Source organism: Geothrix paludis (assembly GCF_022808815.1).
Lineage (GTDB): Bacteria > Acidobacteriota > Holophagae > Holophagales > Holophagaceae > Geothrix > Geothrix paludis.
Genome location: NZ_JAKZLC010000004.1, coordinates 246778 through 268428 on the forward strand (window position 1 = coordinate 246778; position 21651 = coordinate 268428).

13 protein-coding genes are annotated in these 21651 nt (G+C 68.5%); 5 read left to right on the forward strand and 8 right to left on the reverse strand.

Annotation, left to right across the window (positions count from 1 at the left end; all coding sequences use genetic code 11):
- The first annotated feature begins 72 nt into the window (after positions 1-72).
- Positions 73-3123, forward strand: a complete 3051-nt coding sequence (locus MLE64_RS11625; protein ID WP_243317887.1) for a TonB-dependent receptor — start codon at positions 73-75, stop codon at positions 3121-3123.
- 137 nt (positions 3124-3260) lie between these two features.
- Here the strand turns inward: MLE64_RS11625 and MLE64_RS11630 are convergent, their stop codons facing one another.
- From MLE64_RS11630 to leuS, 5 genes are all read right to left on the reverse strand, one after another.
- Positions 3261-3818: a cob(I)yrinic acid a,c-diamide adenosyltransferase gene (locus tag MLE64_RS11630; protein WP_243317888.1), complete on the reverse strand. Its 558-nt coding sequence runs from the start codon at positions 3816-3818 to the stop codon at positions 3261-3263.
- Positions 3819-3989: 171 nt separating this feature from the next.
- Positions 3990-4631, reverse strand: a complete 642-nt coding sequence (gene pyrE, locus MLE64_RS11635) for an orotate phosphoribosyltransferase (RefSeq protein ID WP_243317889.1) — start codon at positions 4629-4631, stop codon at positions 3990-3992.
- Positions 4631-5578, reverse strand: a complete 948-nt coding sequence (locus MLE64_RS11640; protein ID WP_243317890.1) for a PLP-dependent cysteine synthase family protein — start codon at positions 5576-5578, stop codon at positions 4631-4633. Before MLE64_RS11640 ends, pyrE begins: the two co-directional genes overlap by 1 nt.
- Before the next feature lie 92 nt (positions 5579-5670).
- Positions 5671-7647, reverse strand: coding sequence for an NHL repeat-containing protein (locus tag MLE64_RS11645; RefSeq protein WP_243317891.1), 1977 nt, complete (start codon positions 7645-7647; stop codon positions 5671-5673).
- Positions 7648-7858: 211 nt separating this feature from the next.
- Positions 7859-10306 carry a leucine--tRNA ligase gene (leuS, locus tag MLE64_RS11650; RefSeq protein WP_243317892.1) on the reverse strand — a complete coding sequence of 816 codons (2448 nt, stop codon included), beginning with the start codon at positions 10304-10306 and terminating at the stop codon, positions 7859-7861.
- 143 nt (positions 10307-10449) lie between these two features.
- Here leuS and MLE64_RS11655 point away from each other — a divergent pair, with 143 nt between their 5' ends.
- A complete protein-coding gene (locus tag MLE64_RS11655) occupies positions 10450-11724 on the forward strand; it encodes a M20 family metallopeptidase (RefSeq protein ID WP_243317893.1) in 1275 nt (424 codons plus the stop codon).
- The gene (locus tag MLE64_RS11660) at positions 11717-12340 is read left to right on the forward strand and encodes a trimeric intracellular cation channel family protein (RefSeq protein ID WP_243317894.1); all 624 of its coding nucleotides are present in this window, start codon (positions 11717-11719) and stop codon (positions 12338-12340) included. Before MLE64_RS11655 ends, MLE64_RS11660 begins: the two co-directional genes overlap by 8 nt.
- 6 nt (positions 12341-12346) lie before the next feature.
- On the opposite strand, the gene MLE64_RS11665 is transcribed toward MLE64_RS11660, so the two are convergent.
- The 3 genes from MLE64_RS11665 to MLE64_RS11675 all read right to left on the reverse strand — a co-directional run bounded on the left by MLE64_RS11665 (position 12347) and on the right by MLE64_RS11675 (position 19043).
- Positions 12347-14599 carry an aconitate hydratase gene (locus MLE64_RS11665; RefSeq protein WP_279343066.1) on the reverse strand — a complete coding sequence of 751 codons (2253 nt, stop codon included), beginning with the start codon at positions 14597-14599 and terminating at the stop codon, positions 12347-12349.
- A gap of 46 nt (positions 14600-14645) precedes the next feature.
- Entirely contained in the window at positions 14646-16358 is a 1713-nt protein-coding gene (locus tag MLE64_RS11670; protein ID WP_243317895.1) for a sodium:solute symporter family protein, read from the reverse strand.
- A gap of 102 nt (positions 16359-16460) precedes the next feature.
- Complete coding sequence (locus MLE64_RS11675) at positions 16461-19043, reverse strand: PIG-L family deacetylase (RefSeq protein ID WP_243317896.1); 2583 nt, start codon at positions 19041-19043, stop codon at positions 16461-16463.
- Positions 19044-19214: 171 nt separating this feature from the next.
- Between MLE64_RS11675 and MLE64_RS11680 the strand changes: the two genes are divergently transcribed.
- Positions 19215-19598: a BlaI/MecI/CopY family transcriptional regulator gene (locus tag MLE64_RS11680; RefSeq protein ID WP_243295119.1), complete on the forward strand. Its 384-nt coding sequence runs from the start codon at positions 19215-19217 to the stop codon at positions 19596-19598.
- The gene (locus MLE64_RS11685) at positions 19595-21607 is read left to right on the forward strand and encodes a M56 family metallopeptidase (protein ID WP_243317897.1); all 2013 of its coding nucleotides are present in this window, start codon (positions 19595-19597) and stop codon (positions 21605-21607) included. The genes MLE64_RS11680 and MLE64_RS11685 overlap by 4 nt, the downstream gene beginning before the upstream one ends.
- The last annotated feature ends 44 nt before the right edge of the window (positions 21608-21651 follow it).

Here is a 21651-nt window from a genome sequence, read left to right on the forward strand (position 1 = left end):
CTAGGCGAAGGCAGGCTCGATGTCTCGACAACCTTCACCTGTGCGGCCTTCCGCACCCACCAGGAGTTCTGCATGCATCTCTCCCCCCGCCGAATGGCCCGCACCACGGCCCTTCTTGTGGCCGCTGGCGCCACGGCCTTCGCTGCCGGTGACGGCAACTTGTACGTCAAGGTGCTGGATTCCCAGGGCAAACCTGTCGCAGGCGCGACGGTCATCGTCACCAGCCCCACCCAGATCGGCGGCGCCCGCACCGTGCCTTCCGACAAGGAGGGCAATGCCCGGTTCATCCGCCTGAGCCCCGGTGACTTCAAGGTCCAGGTGTCCAAGGAGGGATTCCAGACCGCCACCCTCTCCGCCATCGATGTCAAAGTGGACCAGACCTCCTCGGCCAACCTCAAGCTCCAGCCCCTGGGGGCCGCCACTGTCGAAGTGGTGTCCAATGTGGCCGCGGTGGATGCCACCACCGTCACCACCGGCACCCAGATCACCTCCGCTGAGTTGGAAACCCTTCCTGTCGGCCGCACCCAGCTCTCCACGCTGAATCTGGCTCCCGGGGTGATCGCCACCCTCGGCAACACCAACGGCAATCCCACCCTGGCCACAGGCCTCAACCGCGACAACTTCGGATCCGGCGGCGGCCGCAACAATACCTACCTCGTGGACGGCGTGGATGTGACCAGCCCTGAGGCCGGCACGCTGCGCACGACCATCGCCCCCGAGTTGATCCAGGTTCAGGACGTGAAAACCGGCGCCATCACGGCGGAATACACCGCCCGCGCCGGCCTGTTCTCCAGCGTGACGACCAAGGTGGGTGGTAACGAGTACTCAGGCGGCCTGACCGTCGACTACCAGAGCCCTTCGCTCCAGAACAAGGTCGGCTACGGGAAGTACGACGTGGGTGAGCGCAGCGTCCGAGACTACAGCGCCTTCTTCATGGGCCCCATCATCAAGGACAAGCTCTGGTTCGTCGGGAGCATCCAATCCGTCAAGGACGAGCTGACCGTCAAGCTCCCCAGCGGCGAGTCGCGCACGGGCCTGAACGAGGATGGCAAGCGCTTCTTCGGCAAGTTGACCTGGCAGATCACCCCCGAGGATCTGTTCAGCTTCACCTACAACACCAACCCCTACGACTTTGACAACCTGACCAGTCCCGGCGTTGTCACGCGCCGAGCGGCCAAGACCGAGTGGGGCGGCAACCGCTGGATCGCGGCCTACTCCCACCAGTTCGCCAACCTCTTCGTGGACGTGCATTACTCCCACCACCAGGAGGACAACAAGGTCACCGGCCTCTACACGGATGCCGGACCGCAGAACACCATCGTCTCCCTCTCTGCGCTCACGCCCGACCAGGCGCAGCAGGGCAACAGCTCCGCGATGGACCTGCGCGTCTACAAGAAGGATCTCCTCCGCGCGGACCTGACCTGGCTCTTCAGCGCCCTGGGCAACCACACCGTCAAGTTCGGCGGCCAGAGCGGCGAAGACTCCCTCACCCGCACCTCCGGCATCAGCCAGGGCGCAGCCTATGAGAGCTTCGACCTCGGCACCTATACCTGGGGGGCCCTGCCCGGCGGCCAGGTGAGGTCGCAGCGTGCCCGTGTCCTGGGCGCCATCAACAACACGCCCTCCCTCAAGGCCGCGGCCATCGCCGCCGGCTACACGCCGACCGGTACCGGCGGCGTGTTCCAGTCCTCGGACTTCAACAGCTACACGTTCAACGAAGCGAATCCCATCGGCGGCTACTACGGCTACCGGAATAATTTCGTGTCCTCGGCCAGCTCCACGCCCAAGCAGCTCACCCAGGGGTTTTACATCCAGGATCAGTGGCAGGTCGGCCGGTTCACGCTGAGCCCCGGTTTCCGGTTCGACAAGTACGAGTACAAGGCGGACAACGGCCAGTCCCTCTTCAAAACGGACTACAACTTCGCCCCCCGCATTGGCGCGACCTACGATGTGAAGGGTGACGGCCATTCCAAGATCTACGCCTATTGGGGCCGCTACATCGATCCCATCCGCCTGGACATGGTGCGGTTCACCGGCAGCCTCCAGGCTTCGGCCACCACCGAAGACGTGCGGATGTTCAACACCTGGATCACCGCCATCAACCGCGGCACCAAGGGCTCTGTGGACGCGGTCTTCGTCGACAAGTTCAAGCTCCCCAAGACCGATGAGTTCCGCCTCGGCTACGCCACCGATTTCGCCAGGATCTACTCCTTTGAAGTCGTCGGAACCCTGCGCCGCGACTTCGACATCGTGGAGGACTGGGACATCGGGCTCTACACCAGCGCCGACAACCTCGAAGGCGAGGCCCGGGCGTTGTGGGGCATGGGCAGCGCCGCCACGGCGCCGTACGCCTCCCTTACCGCCCAGCAGAAACGCGTGGTGGACTACTTCCGAGGACTCGCCATGCCGGTTGAATATTTCGCCGGTGGTGGGTTCACCGGGGCCCAGAACCTGGCTCGTGCCAACGCGGGCCAGCTCAACTTCGCCCTGGCCAACCTGCCGGGCGGCGTCCGCAAGTACAAGACCCTCGATGTCACCGTCAGCCGGCGGGAATCCAATAACTGGGGCGGCTTCGCTTCGGTCAGCCTGGTGGATGGACAGGGCAACAGCTTCAGCCTCGGCAACGCCGACTACCAGGGCGATCTGGCGCAGTATGACCCCCGCCTGCCTTACATGAACGGCAAGCTGGATGGCTCCGTGGACTGGATGGCGAAGTTCAACGCCTTCTACCACTGGGACATGGGCTTGCAGGTGGCCATGAACTTCAATGCGAACTCCGGCTACCACTACAGCGCCAGCGACAAGGTCGGCACCCGCGTGCTGAACAGCGCTCCCAAGGACATCAACGATGTGTTCACCGAGCAGGCCGGGAAGTTCCGGACCCCCAATTTCTGGCAGAGTGACATCCGCGTTCAGTACGCCTGGAAGTGGAACCAGAAGCTCCGCTCCGAGGTCTATCTGGACATCATCAATCTGACGAACCGCCAGGAGGTCACCGGGGTTTCCGAAGGCCTGAATGTCCGCTCCGGAACGACGACGATCTACAATGCGGCCGTAGCAGGCCAGCCTTACGCCTTCCAGGCGCCACGGCGCTACCAGATGGGCTTCCGCCTGAAGTTCTAGCGGAACCACATGCACCATGGAGAAGGGGGCCATCCGGCCCCCTTCTCCTTTGCCACGGGCGCTGATGCCGTGGGGCGCCCACCCCGCGCTCCTCGAGCGGTGACGCGAGATTTCGTCAGGCGCGCTTCGACATCACATCAGTCCTTGGGCACCCACTGGATATCGGCCACGCCGGCAGTGGCGTTCTCGGCGCGGGCGAGGGCGAAGAGCCAGTCGCTGAGGCGGTTCAGGTAGGCCAGGACGGCGGGGTTCAGCGGCTCCTCGTGGGTGAGGGCCACCACCTCGCGCTCGGCCCGGCGGCAGACCGTGCGAGCCAGGTGGGCGTGAGCCGAGGCGGACGTGCCCCCGGGCAGCACGAAGGCCGTCATGGGCGGCGCCAGGGCCGTCAGGCGGTCGATGTCCGCCTCCATGTCCGCCAGGGTCCAGGTGGGGGCGCTCATGCGAGCGCCCAGCAGCTCCTGGCGATTGGCCGGCGTGGCGAGGATGGCCCCTAGCACGAAGAGGTCATGCTGGACGCGCTGCAGGGCCTCCTGTGTGGCGCAGGGAGCCGTGGCGTGGAGCAGCAGCAGGCCCATGACGCTGTTCAGCTCGTCCAGAGTGCCATAGGCCACCAGGCGCAGGTGGGACTTGCTGACCCGCTCCCCCCCGAAAAGCCCCGAGGAGCCGTCATCGCCGGTGCGCGTATAGAGCTTCATGACTGGACCTCAAAAAAACAGGACAGGATGAACAGGATTCTGAAGGATGAACAGGATTCAAAAACAAAAGACAAAAGCGAAACGAGAACTCTTTATTCTTCTTTAATCCCGTTAATCCATCTTTTCATCCTGTTAATCCTGTCCAAGCCTTTCGCCGGGATGGGTCGACGCCTACGCCCCGCCGCGGGCGCGGCTCCAGGCCACGGTATCGGTACGCCAGTCCGCCAGGGCGGCCAGGCCGGCGGCATCCAGGATGCCGCGGTGCTCGGCCTCCTCGGAGAGCACCTGGAAGGAGCCGAGCACCTCGAATGGAATGTGCGCCGAGGCGAAGGCCTGCTCCGCCTGGGGCAGGCCGTAGCTGAAGAGGGCCAGCACCGCCGGCACCTCGGCGCCCTCGGCCCGGAGGGCGTCCGCGCACTTGAGGCTGGACATCCCCGTGGAGATCAGGTCCTCGATGAGCACGGCGCGGTGCCCCTTGGCCAGGGGGCCCTCCACCTGGCGGCCCATGCCGTGGTTCTTGGGCGTGGGGCGCACGTAGGCCATGGGCAGGCCCAGGCGGTCCGCCACCATGGCCGCCCAGGGCACGCCCGCCGTGGCGGCGCCGGCCACGAGCGTGGGGGCGAAGCTGGCGGCCCGCTCCGCCAGGGCCGCCACGATCTGGCCGCGGGCCTCGGGGAAGCCCAGGAGCTGGCGGTTGTCGCAGTAGATGGGCGCCTTCAGGCCGCTGGCCCAGGTGAAGGGGTCCAGGGGCTGGAGGCGCACGGCGCCGGCATCCAGGAGGCAGGCGACGAGGTCCCGGGGCGAGAGCGGCATCAGAGCTCCAGGTCGGCCACGGGCTGCTTGGACATGTAGCGCTCGGCCCCGTCGGGGAAGAGCGTCACCACCCGGGAACCGGCGGGCAGGGTCTTCGCGAACTCGCGAGCGGCCCAGGCATTGGCCCCCGCGGAGGCGCCCACCAGGCAGCCCTCGGTGGCGATGAGCTCCCGGGCCGTAGCCAGGCTGTCAGCGTCCGCCACGTCGATGATGCGATCCGCCAGGGAGAGGTCGAGGCTGGCGGGGATGAAGCCGTTGCCCACGCCCTCCACCACCCACTCGCCCACGGGGGCGCCGCAGTAGACGGAGCCCACGGGCTGCACCACCACGGCCTTGAGGGCGGGGTTCTTCTCCTTGAGGTAGCGGGCGATGCCCGTGAAGGTGCCGCCGCTGCCGGCGCCCAGCACCACGGCGTCCACGCGGCCCTCCATCTGCTGCCAGATCTCGGGGCCCGTGGTGGCGTAGTGGCTGTCGGGGTTGCTCGGGTTGTCGAACTGCTGGGGCACGAAGGCGTGGGGGATGCTCGCCGCCAGCTCCTGGCACTTGGCGATGGCGCCCTTCATGCCCTGCTCCTTGGGGATGAGCACCAGCTCGGCCCCCAGGGCCTTCATGAGCATCATCTTCTCCCGGCTGTACTTCGTCGGCACGCAGAGGATGCAGCGGTAGCCCAGGGCCTTGGCGGCGATGGCGAGGCCCACGCCCGTGTTGCCGGCCGTGGGCTCGATGATGGTGCTCACGCCGGGCTTGATCTGGCCGAGCGCCTCCGCAGCCTTGATCATTCCCACGCCGATGCGGTCCTTCACGCTGCCGCCGGGGTTCAGGTACTCGAGCTTGGAGAAGAGCTGGAGGCCCGGCGCGAAACGGGTGAGGCGCAGCAGGGGAGTATTCCCCACCAGGTCCAGGACGGTATCGACGACGGAAGGGAGTGATTTCAAGGCGACAGGCATGGGATCTCCGAACCCATGATTCTACTGTCCCGGGTCCATCTCTCCCACCCGGAGGCACGTTCTCCGGTGGAACGCGGTCCTTCCGGGGATACCTACTCTCCGAATGGCGCGGTCCAGCGGAGGATCGCGTAGCCATCCGTGATGATCAGGTCACCTTCGGGCGTCACCACCAGGTCGGTCGGGTCGGTGAAACTGACCTGGGACGACCCCAGCCGCACCCCCGACCGAACCGGGGAACCTCCCAGGGTCGCCAGCGAACCGTCGCTGGCCAGGGTCCGGATGGCCCGGTTTCCGCGGTCGCAGATCAGGATCCGGCCCGAGGGATGGGGTGCGATGGCGCGCGGTTCGCGCATCCGCCCCAGCCCGAAGGGGCCATCGGTGGATCCCGGGGATAGGTCCACTCCGGCCAACCGGGTGGAAGCTCCCGTCGGAGAAAGGCTCCAGACGACTTGTGACAAGGGATCGGCCGCAAAAAGCCTGCCCGAGGCGTCGACCGTCAGCCCCGCGATGGAACGAACGCCCGCCGACACATCCGCCACGATGGACAACTGACCGGTGGGAGTCAGTTTGCGGACTCGGGCCTGGGCGACCATCCCGGTCCCCTCGCCGAAGAAGATGTTGCCGCTGGCATCCTTGCAGAGGCCCGTGATTCCTCCGGTGCCGCCGGTCAGGAAGCTCGAGAGATCCCCCGTCTGGGTCACGGCGCCGATGGCATTCCCGCTGGAATAGAGCACCCGGCCATCGGCAAGCGGCAGCAGATGGGTATCGTCTCCCGATCCACTCAAGTAACCCCAGCCGACCTGCTTGCGGAGGGTGGATACGATTCCATCCGGCATCACCTTTCGGATCACGCCCGCAAACGCGCCACTGGCATCCTGGTCGGCGACGTAGATCTCCCCCTGGCTTCCCAGAGCGAGGCTCCGGGGACGGGCAAAGCGGGCGGCGGCCCCCGGGCCATCCTCCTGGAAGACCCCTCCGGCGCTCCAGCCCGCCAGGGATGCCGGCCGGCCACCGGGGAGCAGGGTGGCGATCTCTCCTCCGTAATTCGCCACACCCAGGGCGAGGCGGTCTCCCATCCAGGCGAGCCCGAAGGGGAACCCGCCTCCGAGGAACCGGCCCTCCTTCCATCCGGTCACCGTGTGGACCAGACCAGCGGCATCCCGGTACAGGAGCCCGAACCGAGACGTCGACAGGTAGATTCCGCCACTGGGGTCCGACGCCACCGCCTGGATGCTCGAGATGTACCCGCTCTGGACGTCCGCCAGATCAAAGGTCAAGGGGACAGAGGATCTTGCGCCATTGGCATCCACGGACCAGAGCGTGCCGTCAAACGTCTCGATGACCAGCAATGAGCCGTTGGGAAGGACGGTCAGACCCCCAGGATAGGTGAACCCGGTCGAGAACTGGGTGGCCACGCCGGAAGGCGTGATGCGCTGGATCTCTCCCTTGAAATAGGCAGACACATACAGGTTTCCAGAAGCGTCCAGCGCTGGGTTGTATTGGAAGGCGCCGGAACCTCCCTGCGCGAAGCTCACGAACGTGCTTACGGTTCCATCGGGGGCGATCTTCCGGATCTTCTGGTTCCCGAAATCAATGACGAGAATGGTTCCATCCGGAGCCACCGTCAGGCCGGCGATCTGGCCGAACCTGGCGGAACCTGCGGGTCCGTCCACGTACCCAGCCTCGGCCGGGTTCCCAGCCAGGGTGGTGACCACCCCTGCGGGCGTCACCCGGCGCACGCTGTACCAGAAGTTGGGATCAGCGACGATCAGGTTTCCCTGCGGGTCAGAGGCCATCAGCCAGGGCCAGGAAAACCGGGCCTCCCGGCCGATGCCGTCCAGGCAGCCGCTCCCACCCAGGTCTCCGGCGACGAGGTCCAGCCCCTGCGCCGCGACCTTGACCACCCGGGTTTCCGTGCGCTTGCCGTCCGTGGCCACCAGAGTGTAGGACTGCCTGAATCTGGGCGCGACGGTCGTGCTCCCCGACGTCCCGGACAGGGCCTGGCCGTCGAGCGAGACGGCGGTTACGGAAGCGTCCAGAGTCCAGGTGAGGGCCGTGGACGAACCCATGGGCACCACCGCCTGGGCAGCCGTGAAGGTCGAGATCAGGGGCGACGCGGGAGGCGGAGGTGGAGGCGGAGGAGGCGGGGTGGGCTGGGTGCCCCCTCCACCCCCACCACAGGCAACCAAGAACCCCAGGACGCATAGAGCCATCGGGAAGATGTGGCGACGCAAGGAGGGCGCGGGATTCATTGATGACCTCAGGGCAGAAAAAAAGAGTCTACCCTCTCACCACGATGCTCACGAGCTTGCCGCCCGGAGGAAGGACCACTTTCACGATCTCCTTGCCCGCCAGGTGGGGCTGGGCTTCGGCGCAGGCCAGGGCGGCCTCGCGGCGCTGCGCCTCGCCGGCGTGGGCCGGCACGGTGATGCGGCCGCGCACCTTGCCGTTCACCTGCACCACCACCAGCACCTCGTCGGCCTCCAGATACTGCGCGTCCGCCTCGGGCCAGGCGGCCTGCATGCAGAGGCCGGCCTTGCCGAGCTGGCTCCAAAGCTGCTCGGCCAGGTGGGGCGCCACGGGCGACATCATGCGCACGAAGGCGTCGAGCGCGTGCTGCATCGCGGCCCCGCGGTGCGGCGCGTCCGCGGGCAGGTCGGAGAGCGCGTTGGACAGCTCCATGAGGCCCGAGACCACGGTGTTGAACTGGTAGCGGCGCTCCAGGTCGTCCGTGAGCCGGGCGATGGTCTGGTTGAGCTTGATGAGGAGGGTCTTCTCCGCGGCGGCGAGCTGGTCCTTGGTCGGCAGGGCGTCGCCCGTCACCGCGTGGTCCTCCACCATACGGGTGACGCGCTTGAGGAAGCGGCTGGCGCCCTCGATGCCCTCGAAACCGGTCCAGTCGATCTCCTTCTCGATGGGGGCGGCGAAGATCATGAAGAGCCGCAGGGCGTCCGCCCCGTACTTCGAAATCACCTCGTCGGGATCGACGATGTTGCCCTTGGACTTGCTCATCTTCGAGCCGTCCTTCAGCACCATGCCCTGGCAGATGAGCTTCTGGAAGGGCTCGGGGCCCGAAGCCAGGCCGAGATCGCGCAGCACCTTGTAGAAGAACCGCGCGTAGATGAGGTGCATGGTGGCGTGCTCGATGCCACCCACGTAGAGATCCACGGGCATCCAGGCATCGCTCTCGGCCTTGGCAAAGGGCAGCTCCGTGTTCTTCGGGTCCAGGTAGCGCAGCCAGTACCAGCTCGAGTCCACGAAGGTGTCCATGGTGTCGGTCTCGCGCTTGGCCGGCTTGCCACAGCTTGGACACATCGTGTCCAAGAAGGAGGAAGACGTCGTCAGCGGCGAGGGGCCGTGGCCGGTGAAGGCCACATCCTCGGGCAGGCGCACGGGCAGGTTCTCGGGCTTCTCGGGGACGACGCCGCAGGCATCACAATGCACCGTCGGGATGGGCGTGCCCCAGTAGCGCTGGCGGCTGAGGCCCCAGTCCTTGAGCTTGTAGGTGGTCGTCTTCTCGGCGCGGGCGCCGAGCTTGGCGATCATGGCCGTGACGGCATCCTCGCTCTTCATCCCCGTGAAGTCGCCGCTGTTGACCAGGGTGCCGAGGTCCCATTCGCTTTCCGATTCGATGACCTTTGGAATGGGCAGGCCGTACTTCTTCGCGAATTCGTGGTCGCGCTCGTCATGGGCGGGCACGCCCATGACGGCCCCGGTGCCGTAGTCCATGAGCACGTAGTTGGCAGCGAAGACCGGCACCTTCTCGCCCGTGAAGGGGTGGATCACGGAGAGGGCCGTGCGGTGGCCCAGCTTCACGTCGCTGGTGAGTCGCTCCTCGCGGCTCACGGCAGCCACCTGGTCGCAGAAGGCCTTCAGCGCGGGATCGGTCTCGGCGGCCTTCTCGATGGCGGGATGCTCGGTGCTGAGGGCCATGAACGTGACGCCGAAGAGCGTGTCCAGGCGCGTGGTGAACACCTCCACCTGGCGGATGCCCGCTAGGATCCGGCTGTCGCCTTCCAGGTCGAAGGCCAGACGCGCGCCCTCGGAGCGGCCGATCCAGTTGCGCTGCATGGTCTTCACGTTCTCGGGCCAGTCGAGGCCATCCAGGCACTCGAGCAGCTCGTCCGCGTACTTCGTCGTCTTGAAGAAGTACTGCTCCAGGGGCTTCTGCACGACGGGGAAGCCCGTGCGCTCGTCCTTGCCGTCCACCACCTGCTCGTTGGCCAGCACGGTTCCCAGCGCCTCGCACCAGTTCACGGTGCGCATGGCGCGGAACACGTCCCCCGCCTCCCACATCTTCAGGAAGAGCCACTGGTTCCAACGGTAGTAGTCGTCCTGGAAGCTGGCGATCTCGCGGTCCCAGTCGTAGCTGATGCCCATCTTCTGGATCTGGCCCTTCATCTCCTCGATGTTCTTGCGGGTCCAGATGGCGGGGTGGATGCCGTGCTTGATGGCGGCGTTCTCTGCCGGGAGGCCGAAGCTGTCCCAGCCGAGGGGGTGCATGACTTCGTAGCCCCGCATCCGGCGGAAGCGGGCCGTGACATCGCCCAGGGTGTAGTTCCGCACGTGGCCCATGTGGATGCGCCCGCTGGGGTAGGGCAGCATCACCAACATGTAGAAGGTCTTGGAATCCGGCAGCAGCTCCCCCGACCGCTTGGCGCGGAAAGCGCCGGACTCGAGCCAGCGGCGCTGGATCTCGGGTTCCTGGGTCAGGGGCTGGAAGGGCATGGCGAAACTCCGGTAGAACCCTTGATTCTACAAGGAAATCCCTCCGCCATCAGCCTGGGTCGCCCCCGGGGGACCCGGCGCGACCCCTGGAATTCCCCACCCGGGCCTGGAATCGGAGCAAGATATCTGCCCACGGAGGGCATATGGACCCGCTGGCCAAGCTGCTCGATCCCCACCTGGACGCGCTCCTGCCGGAGCTGGAGACGATCTACCAGGACCTCCACCGCCACCCGGAGCTGTCCATGCAGGAGGTGCGCACCGCGAAGCTGGCGGCCGAGCACCTGGCCAAGCACGGCTTCGAGGTGACCGCCGGGGTGGGTGGCACAGGGGTGGTGGGACTCCTGCGCAACGGGCCTGGGCCTACGGTGATGCTGCGGGCGGACATGGACGCCCTGCCCGTCACGGAGGCCACGGGCCTGCCCTACGCGAGCGCGGTCCGGGCCACGAACGACGAGGGCGCGGACGTGGGCGTGTCCCACGCCTGCGGCCACGACCTGCACGTGACCTGGCTCATGGGCGCGGCCCAGGCGCTCAGCCAGCACCGGGATCTGTGGAAGGGAACCCTCCTGGCCGTGTTCCAGCCGGGCGAAGAGGTCGCCCGAGGCGCCCGGGCCATGGTGGATGACGGCATGACCACGCGCTTCCCTCGCCCCGACGTCATCCTGGGCCAGCACGTCATGGTGGGAGCAGCCGGCACCGTGGGCACGCGCAGCGGCACCATCCTCTCCGCCGGCGACAGCCTCAAAGTCCGGCTCTTCGGGCGGGGCTCCCACGGCTCCCAGCCCCAGACCTCCATCGACCCGGTGGTGATGGCGGCCTCCACGGTCCTGCGCCTCCAGACCATCGTATCCCGCGAGGTGGGGCCGCTGGACAGCGCGGTGCTGACCATCGGCTCGCTCCAGGCCGGCACCAAGGAGAACATCATCCCCGAGGACGCCACCCTCAAGCTGAACATCCGCACCTACGACGAGGGCGTCCGCGACCATGTCCTTTCCGCGGTGAAGCGGATCTGCTGCGCGGAGTGCGCGGCCTCGAACGCCCCGAGAGACCCCGAGTTCACCCCCCTGAACAGCTATCCCATGACGGTGAACGACGCCATCGCCACGGCCCGGGTGACGAAGGCCTTCCAGGCCCAGTTCGGCGAGCGGGCCTACGAGACGGCGCCCGCCGCGGCCAGCGAGGACTTCAGCCTCTTCGGCCGGGCCTGGAAGACGCCCTACGTGTTCTGGATTGTGGGCGGCACCGATCCTGAGGTCTACGCCAAGGCGAAAGCCGAGGGGCAGATCAACCGCATCCCCAGCAACCACTCGTCGCGGTACGCGCCCGTGCTGCATCCCACCCTGAAAACGGGCCTCCAGGCCATGCTGGCGGCGGCCGGGGCCTGGCTCTGCGATGGGGAGTCCACCCCCCATGCCTGAGCGCGCGATCTTCGAGTTCCTCGACCTGGCGGGCATCTTCGTCTTCGCCATCAGCGGCGCCGCGGCGGCCCGGCAGCGGGACCTGGACCTGTTCGGCATCGTGGCCCTGGCCTTCGTCACGGCCTGCGGCGGCGGCATCGTGCGCGACCTCTGCCTGGGCGCCCTGCCCCCTGTGGGCCTGGCGGACTGGCGCTACCTGGCCTGCGCCACCCTGGGCGCCCTGGCCACCATCGGCGCCTACGGCTGGGTGCGGCGCCTGCGCTACCCGGTGCTCCTCTTCGACGCGCTGGGCATGGCCATGTTCGCCGTGGCCGGCACCCAGAAGGCGCTGGGGATGGGTCGCAATGCCGAGACCGCTGTCCTCCTGGGGATGATGACCGCCGTGGGCGGTGGCATCCTCCGCGACATGCTGCTCAGCCGGGTGGCGGTGGTGCTGGAGCGGGAAATCTACGCCTCCGCCGCCCTGCTGGGGTCGCTGCTGGTGGTGCTGGCGCACCACTTCCACGCGAGTCCGGCCTGGGCCACCTGGCCCGGCCTCCTGGCCTGCTTCGGATTGCGCTACCTGTCGCTGCGCTTCGGCTGGAACATGCCCCGCTTCGGGCGGCGAACTGCCTGAACGGGGCTACCCCCGGGCCCTGCCCATGAGGTTCAGGGCCGAGCCGGCCTTAAACCAGGCGATCTGGCCTTCGTTGAAGGTGTGGTTCAGCATGATCCGGTCCTCGCGGCCATCCGCATGCGTGGCCACCAGGGTGAGGGGCTTGCCGGGCGCGAAGGTGGTCAGCCCTTGGATGGAGAGGCGGTCGTCCTCCAGGAGCTTGTCGTAGTCCTTGCTGTCCGCAAAGGTCAGTGGAAGCATGCCCTGCTTCTTGAGGTTCGTCTCGTGGATGCGGGCGAAGCTCTTCACGATGATGGCGCGGCCGCCCAGGTGCCGGGGCTCCATGGCCGCATGCTCGCGGCTGGAGCCTTCGCCGTAGTTCTCGTCGCCGATGACCACCCAGCCGATGCCGGCGGCCTTGTAGGCCCGGGCCACCTTGGGCACTTCGTCCGTGGCGCCGGTGAGCTGGTTCTTCACCCGGTTGACGGAGCCGCTGAAGGCGTTGGTGGCGCCGATGAGGAGGTTGTTGCTGATGTTGTCCAGGTGCCCCCGGAACCGCAGCCAGGGCCCGGCGGCAGAGATGTGGTCGGTAGTGCACTTGCCCTGGGCCTTGATGAGGATGCGCAGGTCCGCCAGGTCCTTCCCTTCCCAGGCCTGGAAGGGCTCCAGCTTCTGGAGGCGCTGGCTGGCGGGATCGATCTTCACCTCGATGCGGTGCCGGTCCGAGGGCGGCGCCTGGTACGTGGCCTGGCCGGGGTTGTAGCCCTTCTTCGGGAGGCTGTCGCCGCTGGGCGGCTGGAGCTTGAAGGGCTTGCCGTCCGCTCCGGTGAGGGTGTCCGTCTCGGGGTTGAAGGTGAGGCGGCCCGCCAGGGCGAAGGCGGTGACGATCTCCGGCGAGGCCACGAAGGCGCAAGTCTCGGGGTTGGCGTCGTTCCGAGCCGCGAAGTTGCGGTTGAAGCTCGTGATGATGGAATTCCGTTCGCCCTTCTGGATGTCGTGGCGCTTCCACTGGCCGATGCAGGGCCCGCAGGCGTTGGCCAGCACCGTGCCGCCCACCTGCGTGAAGATCGCCATCTGCCCATCGCGCGCGATGGTGGCGCGGATCTGCTCGCTGCCCGGCGTGATGGTGAAGGTGGACTTGGCCTTCACGCCGTGGTCCAGGGCCTGCTTCGCCACATTGGCGGCCCGCTCCATGTCCTCGTAGCTGGAGTTGGTGCAGCTGCCGATGAGGCCCACCTTCAGCTCTTCCGGATAACCCTTCTCCTTCACGGCGGCGGCGAACTTCGACAGGGGCCAGGCCAGGTCCGGCGTGAAGGGGCCGTTGATGTGAGGTTCCAGCGTGCTGAGGTCGATCTCCACCACCTGGTCGTAGGCGCAGCCTTCGTCGGCTTTCAGATGGTCTGCGAAGCCCTCGGCCAGCGCCGCGATCTCGCCACGGCCCGTGGCCCGAAGGTAGTCCGCCATGCGGTGGTTGAAGGGGAAGAGGCTGGTGGTGGCGCCGATCTCGGCACCCATGTTGCAGATGGTGCCCATGCCCGTGCAGGAGATGGCGTCCACGCCGGGGCCGAAGTACTCCACGATGGCGCCGGTGCCGCCCTTCACCGTGAGGATGCCCGCCAGCTTGAGGATGACGTCCTTGGGGGAGGTCCAGCCGCGGAAAGCGCCCGTGAGCTTCACGCCGACGAGCTTGGGGGCCTTCAGCTCCCAGGGCAGGCCCGCCATGACATCCACGGCGTCCGCCCCGCCCACGCCGATGGCCACCATGCCCAATCCGCCCGCGTTGGGCGTGTGCGAGTCCGTGCCGATCATGAGGCCGCCGGGGAAGGCGTAGTTCTCCAGCACGACCTGGTGGATGATGCCGCTGCCCGGGCGCCAGAAGCCCAGGCCGTACTTGTCGCACACCGACGAGAGGAAGTCATAGACCTCCTGGTTCTCCGTGTTGGCCCGGGCCAAGTCCGGCCCGGAGCCCACCTCGGCCTGGATGAGGTGGTCGCAGTGGACCGTGGAGGGCACGGCCACCTCGGGCAGCCCCGAGGTCATGAACTGGAGGAGGGCCATCTGGGCGGTGGCGTCCTGCATGGCCACGCGGTCCGGGCGCAGCTCCAGGTAGCTCTTCCCCCGGATGATCTCGGCCGCCTCCGGAGCATCGAGGTGGCCATAGACGATCTTCTCGGCCAGGGAGAGGGGCCGGTTCAGACGCTGGCGCACCGCCTTCAGGTTGGCGGCCATGCGGTCGTAGACGGCCTTCACGAACGCGGGAGTGGATTCGATCTGCGCCATGGCGGAATCCTCCAGGGCCAGTAGTGTAGTCCTTCCACCGATGAGGTCACGCGGTTTCGAGCGGGCCTCCCGGTGCCTCGGCCGATGGCTGAAGGAAGCTGAACGCATACGCGAGTCCCACCACCGCCACGCAGCCGACCACGTTGTACCAGAGGAAGGAGATGGAGGTGAACGCGAAGCAGAGCAGGACGGCGGCCTCGGCCGCCAGGGCCGCGTAGAACGCCGTGCCGCCGTGGGCCCGCTTCACGTAGAAGGCCGTGATGAAGATGCCGAGGATGGTGCCGTAGAACAGCGACCCGAGGATGTTCACCGCCTCGATGAGGGAGCCCAGGCGGGCGGCGTACTCGGCGAAGGCCATGCCGAAGCAGCCCCAGCCGAAGGTGGCGGCGCGGCCCACCCAAACCTCGCGCGTGCCGCGGCTACCGCCGATGAGGCGGCGCCAGAAGTCCACCACCGTGGTCGCGCCCAGAGCGCTGATCTCGCCGGACATGGAGGACATGGAACCGGAGAACACAGCGGCGAGCACCAGACCCACCAGCCCGGCGGGCAGGCTGCTCAGCACGTAGGCGAGGAAGATGTAGTTGACGTCGCTGGGATGGGTGCCCGGATTGGCCTTCTCGATGAGGGCCAGCCCCTTCTGCCGCACCGACTCGCTGCCCGCCTGCGCCTGCTGGAGCTGCCGCTTGGCGTCAGCGATCGTCCCCGCGTCCCCGGCGTGCCGGGCGGCCACGAAAGCCTCGGCCCGCTGGCGCTGGATGTCGCGGGCGCGGGCGTAGTCCGCCTCCAGGGCGCGGTAGGCCGGGGCGTCCGGACCCGCCAGGACCTGCTTCACGGGGCCCGGGTTGAAGAAGAGCGGCGGCGCGTGGAACTGGTAGAACGCGAAGACCATCACGCCCAGCAGCAGGATGAGGAACTGCAGCGGCACCTTGACCATGCCGTTCAGCAGGAGGCCGAGGCGCCCCTGGGTGAGCGAGCTGCCCGCGAGGTAGCGCTGCACCTGGGACTGGTCCGTACCGAAGTAGGAGAGCATGAGGAAGAAGCCCCCGATGAGGCCCGACCACAGGTTGTAGCGGTTGTTCAGGTCGAAGCGCAGGTCGACGGCGTTCAGCCGCCCGAGCCCTCCCGCCACATGCAGGGCATCGCCGAGACTCACGTGGGCGGGCAGGCGGTGGACGGTCATCACGCCCGCCAGGATCATCCCGAAGGCGATGATCACCATCTGCGAGCTGTGCGCCCAGGCCACGGCCCGGGTGCCGCCCACCACCGTGTAGGTCATGACCAGCACGCCCACCAGCAGGATATTGGCGTGGATGCTCCAGCCCAGCAGCACCGAGAGGACCAGGGCCGGCGCGAAGATCGTGATGCCCACCGAGAGGCTGCGCTGGATCAGGAAGAGGCCGGCGGCGAGGAGCCGGGTCTTCAGGTCGAAGCGGGCCTCCAGGATCTCGTAGGCGGTGGAGACCTTCAGGCGGTGGTAGAGGGGAAGGGCCGTCATCGAGAGCACGATGGCGGCCAGCGGCAGGCCGAAGTAGAACTGCACGAAGCGCATGCCGTCCACGTAGGCCAAGCCCGGCGTGGAGAGGAAGGTGATGGCGCTCATCTGCGTCGCGATGATGGAGAGGCCGATGAGCCACCAGCGATGGTCGCGCCCGCCGCCGATGTAGGCTTCGCCCGAGGTGGCGCCGCGGCCCTTGTAGAGGCCCCAGCACACGACAGCCAGCAGGGCGCCGCCGAGAACGAGCCAGTCGAGCCGGCTCATGAGAAGGCCCAGGCGAGGAGGCGAAGGCCCAGGATGCAGAGCAGCAGCTCGCCGAGAACCATCAGGTAGAGGCGCTTCCAGGTGCCCAGGAGGGGCGGGGCGTCAGTCATGGGCGTGCCCCAGGGCCAGCAGGTTGGCGAAGAGTCGGGTGGCGCCAGGCACCCCGTCCGGCAGCTGGCGGAAGAAGGAGAGCCCCGTGTACACGTAGTGCCCCTTCCCGTGCCGCGCCACGATCAGGGCCCCGGCGTCCTCGGTCTCGCCGGGATCCGCCATGCCCAGCAGGGGCATGTAGCGGGCATCCCAGCCTTCGGCATGGTAGAGGCTGCGCTCCTGCACCCAGCCGTCGAAGTCCGCCGCCGTGATCTCATTGGGCCAGTGGAACACAGGATGGTCGGGCTTCAGGAGGTGGACCGGCACCGTCTCCACGGTGACGCGCTTCCGGCCCACCTTGAAGGGATAGGGACCGATGGCCTCCGTGACCATGGCGGCGTTGATCCCCGGGATGCCCGTGTTCACGGTGTAGAGCACCAGCTCGGTGCCACCCGCGGCCACATAGGCGTGGAGCCGCTCCTTGAGGGTCTGGAGGGCCGGGCGGGTGTTGAACGCGCGGACGCCCAGCACGAGGGCGTCGAAGCGCCCGAGGTCCTCCCGGGCCAGGGCCTCGTCCGTGAGGAGCTCCACCTCGTAGCCGATGCGCCGCAGGGCGCGGGGGATCTCGTCCCCCGCGCCCATCACGTAGCCGATGCGGCGGCCGTCGTGCTTCAGGTCGAAGCGCTCCAGGCGCACGCGCGCCTCGGGGAGCAGGGTCTGCAGGGGGATGTGCGGGTGGTCCACCACCACGAGGCTGCGGGCGCCCGTGAAGCCAGCGCCCAGGTCCACCTCGGCGCGGAGCTCGCCGGACGCGGCCGAGGCCGGCGGCGTGACGTGGAAGCTCAGCTCCTTCTTCTCGCCGGCCTGGGCCAGGGCGAAGGCCTGCTCAGACGGATCCACCGCCCAGCCCGCGGGCACCCGGAGGCGCACGCGTCCGGAGGCGGCCGCACCGCCGGCCAGCACCTGGAGGCGCACCTCCTTCGCAGCCGGCGTCTCAAAGGCCAGGACGGAGTCGGCGAAGCTCACGAGCGCGGCCGGCACCACCGCCAGCGGCTGGTACCGCTCGCCCAGGACCGGATCCCTGAACCGGTACTGCACGGGCACCGTGACCTCGAAGGGGCCGTCGGAAGTCTTCAGTCGGGCCCGGAGGCGGAAGGGCGCCGGGGATTCCGGCAGGCCCGCCCAGGCCTCCGCGCCCGGCCCTCCCAGCCAGTGCGGCTGGCTAAGGGGCGTATCCGCCGGCACGGTGAAAGAGAAGGCGACCTTCCGGGGCGCATTGTCGAGCAGGACCGCTCCCTCCTTCCGGGAGTCCAGGACGCGGCTTCCCTCCGGCCGGACCGATTCCAGCGCGAGGGCGTCGAGGGTCAGGGAAGCGCCGCCGCGCGCCAGCAGGGCGGCATGCACCGTGAGCCGGTCGCCGGGCGCCAGACGTTGGCGGTCGGCGATGGCTTCCACCCAGAGCCCGGCCGCCGCGCGGATCGCGTCCTCCAGCTCCGCGGCCTTGGCCTGAATCAGGGGCTCAGACAAAGTCTCGGCCGGCAACGCGCGAAGGGCCTGCCGGGCGCGGATCAGCGGCGGCAGGACGCTGGCGGGGTGCTCCGGCCGGAAGCCCTCGCGGGCCTCGCGCAGGAGGGCGGCGACGTCGCGGGTCCCCCGGAAGCGGGACCAGGTGAGGTCGATTCCCTCGAAGAGGTCCGCCGTCGCGGGTCGGCCCTCCAGCCGCTCGAAGGTTTCCAGCCGCCGGCCCCGCTGGGCCAGCACGCCGAAGCCCTGGCTGCGGTGCTGGCTGCGGCTCTCGGCGGCCAGTTCGCCGTACGATCGCCCCAGCAGGGGATCGTAGGCGCCGACATCCAGGGTCAGGCCTCCGAGCGGCGGCGCAGGGGCCTCATCGGTGAAGAGGTAGTGGTTCCACAGCAGCCGCGTGGCCTGCCAGGGGCGGAGGCCGGCCGCGATCTGTTCCGGGAAGCGGGCCGGCTCCGCCGCAGCCTTGAAGGCCTCGATGGCCAGCAGGGCCGAGGCGGCGTGGTGGCCGTGCCCTGCCCGCGCATCGGGCGGAAACCGCGTGAGGATGACATCCGGCCGGAAAGCGCGGACGGTCCGCACCACCTCGGCGAGGACCCGCTCGTGGCCCCACATCCGCATGCTCTCCTCCGCCGTCTTGGAGAACCCGAAGTCCACCGCCGAGGTGAAGTACTGCTCGGCCCCGTCGATGCGCCGCGCGGCCAGCAGCTCCTGGGTGCGGATGGCCGCGAGGCCGTCGCCCAGTTCCGGGCCGATGAGGTTCTGTCCGCCCCCGCCCCGGGTGATGGCCAGGTAGGCCGTGCGGAGGTTGCGCCCCTTGGACAGGGTGGCCAGCACGGCGGTGTTCTCGTCATCCGGGTGGGCTGCGATGTAGAGGACGCTGCCCACGGTCTGGAGGCGATCCAGCTGCTTCCGGAGGTCCGCGGCATCGCGGACAGGCACTTGGGCCCGGAGTCCGGCCCCCAGCACCAGGCCCAGCGCCAGGAGGAGGATGCGGCCCAGGGCCGAGGGCGCGTTCCGCCATGCGGCGCCGGAGACAGGAGGGGTCGGGCGCAGGGCGGCAGGAAGCGGCATGGGGCTCCTCGATCGGGACGGCCAGCATACCGCCGGGCCCCGGATGGGCGAGGGCCCAGGAAATGGAGAGACGGTTTTTCAGCCGGGGACTAAACCAAGTACGACAATCTTCGTTGACTACTACGAAACTTGTCGTATCTTTTCCGCATCCCCCTTCCGGAGCCCCTTCCCATGACCTCTGCCCCCAGGCCCACCGACGCCGAGCTCGCCATCCTCCGGGTGCTCTGGGAGCGGGGGCCCAGCACGGTGCGGCAGGTCTTCGAGGTGCTGTCCTCGGAGCGGGAGCTGGGCTACACCACCGTGCTGAAGATGCTCCAGATCATGGATGAGAAGGGCCTGGTGGCGCGGGACGTCACGGACCGGACCCATGTCTTCTCCGCCCGCGAGACCCAGGTCCAGACCCAGCGGCACCTGCTGGACGACCTGCTAGACAAGGCCTTCGGGGGCTCCTCCTTGAGCCTCGTCATGCAGGCCCTGGCCACCCGCCGGGCCAGCCGCGAGGAGCTGGCGGAGATCCGGAAACTGCTCGACCAGGCCGAAGGAGGGAAGCGATGAATCCCCTGCTCTCTGTCGTCCGCGAGCCCTGGGCCCAGGCCCTGGGCTGGAGCCTGCTCCATTTCCTGTGGCAGGGCGTCGCCCTGGGCCTGCTGGCCTGGTTGGCCCTGGCCCTGCTGCGGGGCGCCAGCGCCCGGGCCCGCTATGGCGTGGCCTGCGCCGCCCTCCTCCTCATGGCCGCGGCGCCGGTGGCCACCTTCCTGTTCCTCCAGCGCCAGGCCGCCCTGGCGGAGCCCTTGCGCCTGGGAGCCGAAGCCTCCGGGATCCTGATCCCGGACGCGCCGCTGCCCCTGCGGCTGAAGATGGCCCTGGATCCCGCCCTGCCCTGGCTGCTGGGCGCCTGGGCCCTGGGCGTGGTCCTGCTCTCCGCCCGCTTCCTCGGTGGCTGGGCCCGCGTGCAGCGCTTGCGCCAGCAGGGGACCACCCCGGCCCCCGCGGAGTGGCACCTGGTGCTGTCCCGGCTCTGCCGGGAGCTGAAGCTCTCCCGAACCGTGCGCCTGCTCCGGTCCGCCGCGGTGGAGGTGCCCACGGCCCTGGGCTGGCTGCGCCCCGTCATCCTGCTGCCCGCCTGCGCTCTGGCAGGTCTCGCGCCCCAGCAGCTGGAGGCCATCCTCGCCCACGAGCTGGCCCACATCCGCCGGGGCGACTTCCTGGTGAACCTGCTCCAGTCCCTGGTGGAGGTCGCCCTCTTCTACCACCCCGCCGTGTGGTGGCTGTCGGCCCGCATCCGGCACGAGCGCGAGCTCTGCTGCGACGACGTGGCCGCCGCCCTCTGCGGTGATCCCCTGCTCCTGGCCCGCGCCCTCACCGATCTGGAGGCCCTGCGCGAGGCCGCGTCCCCTGCCCCCCACCTGGCCCTGGCCGCCAACGGAGGTTCCCTCATGCACCGCGTCCGCCACTTGCTCCAGCCCTCTCTGCCCGCCTCCAACGCCGCCCGGGCCGCGGCCCTGACCCTCCTGGCCGCCTCCCTCCTGGGCGCCGGTGTGGTCCTCCAGAACCAGGGAAAGGAATCCACCCCCAAGGCCGAGCCGGCCACCCGCATGAAGGTCATCGACGGCGACCGCAAGCTGGACCTCCAGATGAAGGGCGACGTGCAGCTCGATGCCGCCGCCAAGGAGCCCGTGACCGTCCCCGGCGACGGCAGCTTCCGCGTGGAGGAGAAGAAGGCCGGGAAGACCCGCGCCTACAGCGCCTCCAAGGGTCAGCGCACCTACACAGTGGACGGAAAGGCGCAGCCCCTGGACGCCGAAGGCGAGGCCTGGCTGCGCGAGGCCGTGAAGGACGCCGCCAAGGCCCAGAAGGCCGGCGACAAGGCCCGCCGCATCGAGATCCGCACCCGGCACCTGGATACCCAGACCCGCGAACTCGATACCCATCTGAAGAACCTCGACGCGCACCTGAAGGACCTGGATCGCCTCCCGGAGCTGAGCCCCGAAGAGCGCGCCAAGGTCCGCGCCGACATCGACAAGGCGCGAGCTGACATCGAGAAGGCCCGGGCCGAGCGCCGGAAGGTGCGGATGGAGGTGATCCGGAAGAAGGGCGAAGCCGGGAAGGATGTGGAGATCCTCACCGAGGACGTGGGCCCCGGCACCGTCGTGATCCGCAAGCGGGTGGACGGCAAGGAGGTCATCGAGAAGCGCGTGAAGGTGCGTGGCGCGAAGAAGGGCGAGGGTGGTACCTGGACCTTCGTGGGCCCCGATGAGGAGGACATGCTCGTGGAGGTCCCCGGGGACATCGACATCCCGCCCATCCACATCCCCGAGATCCACATCGACCACCCGGGCGTCGAAGCCGATCCCCAGGCGGAGATCCGCGCCCTCCAGTCCGCCATGACGTCCATGCAGAAGCGCCTGGACCAGCTCCAGAAGCAGGTGGCCACCCCGCCGAAGCCACCCAAGGCCCCCAGGGCCCCGAAGCCCCCCGAGCCTGCACCCCTTCCCCCGCCGCCGCCCCCAGTGCCGGACGCGCCTCCGGCGCCGCCCGCGCCACCCGCGGAACTCGGGAACTGAACAAGTCTGTCTCTACCTGTGAATCGGGCCCGAATGTGGGCCCG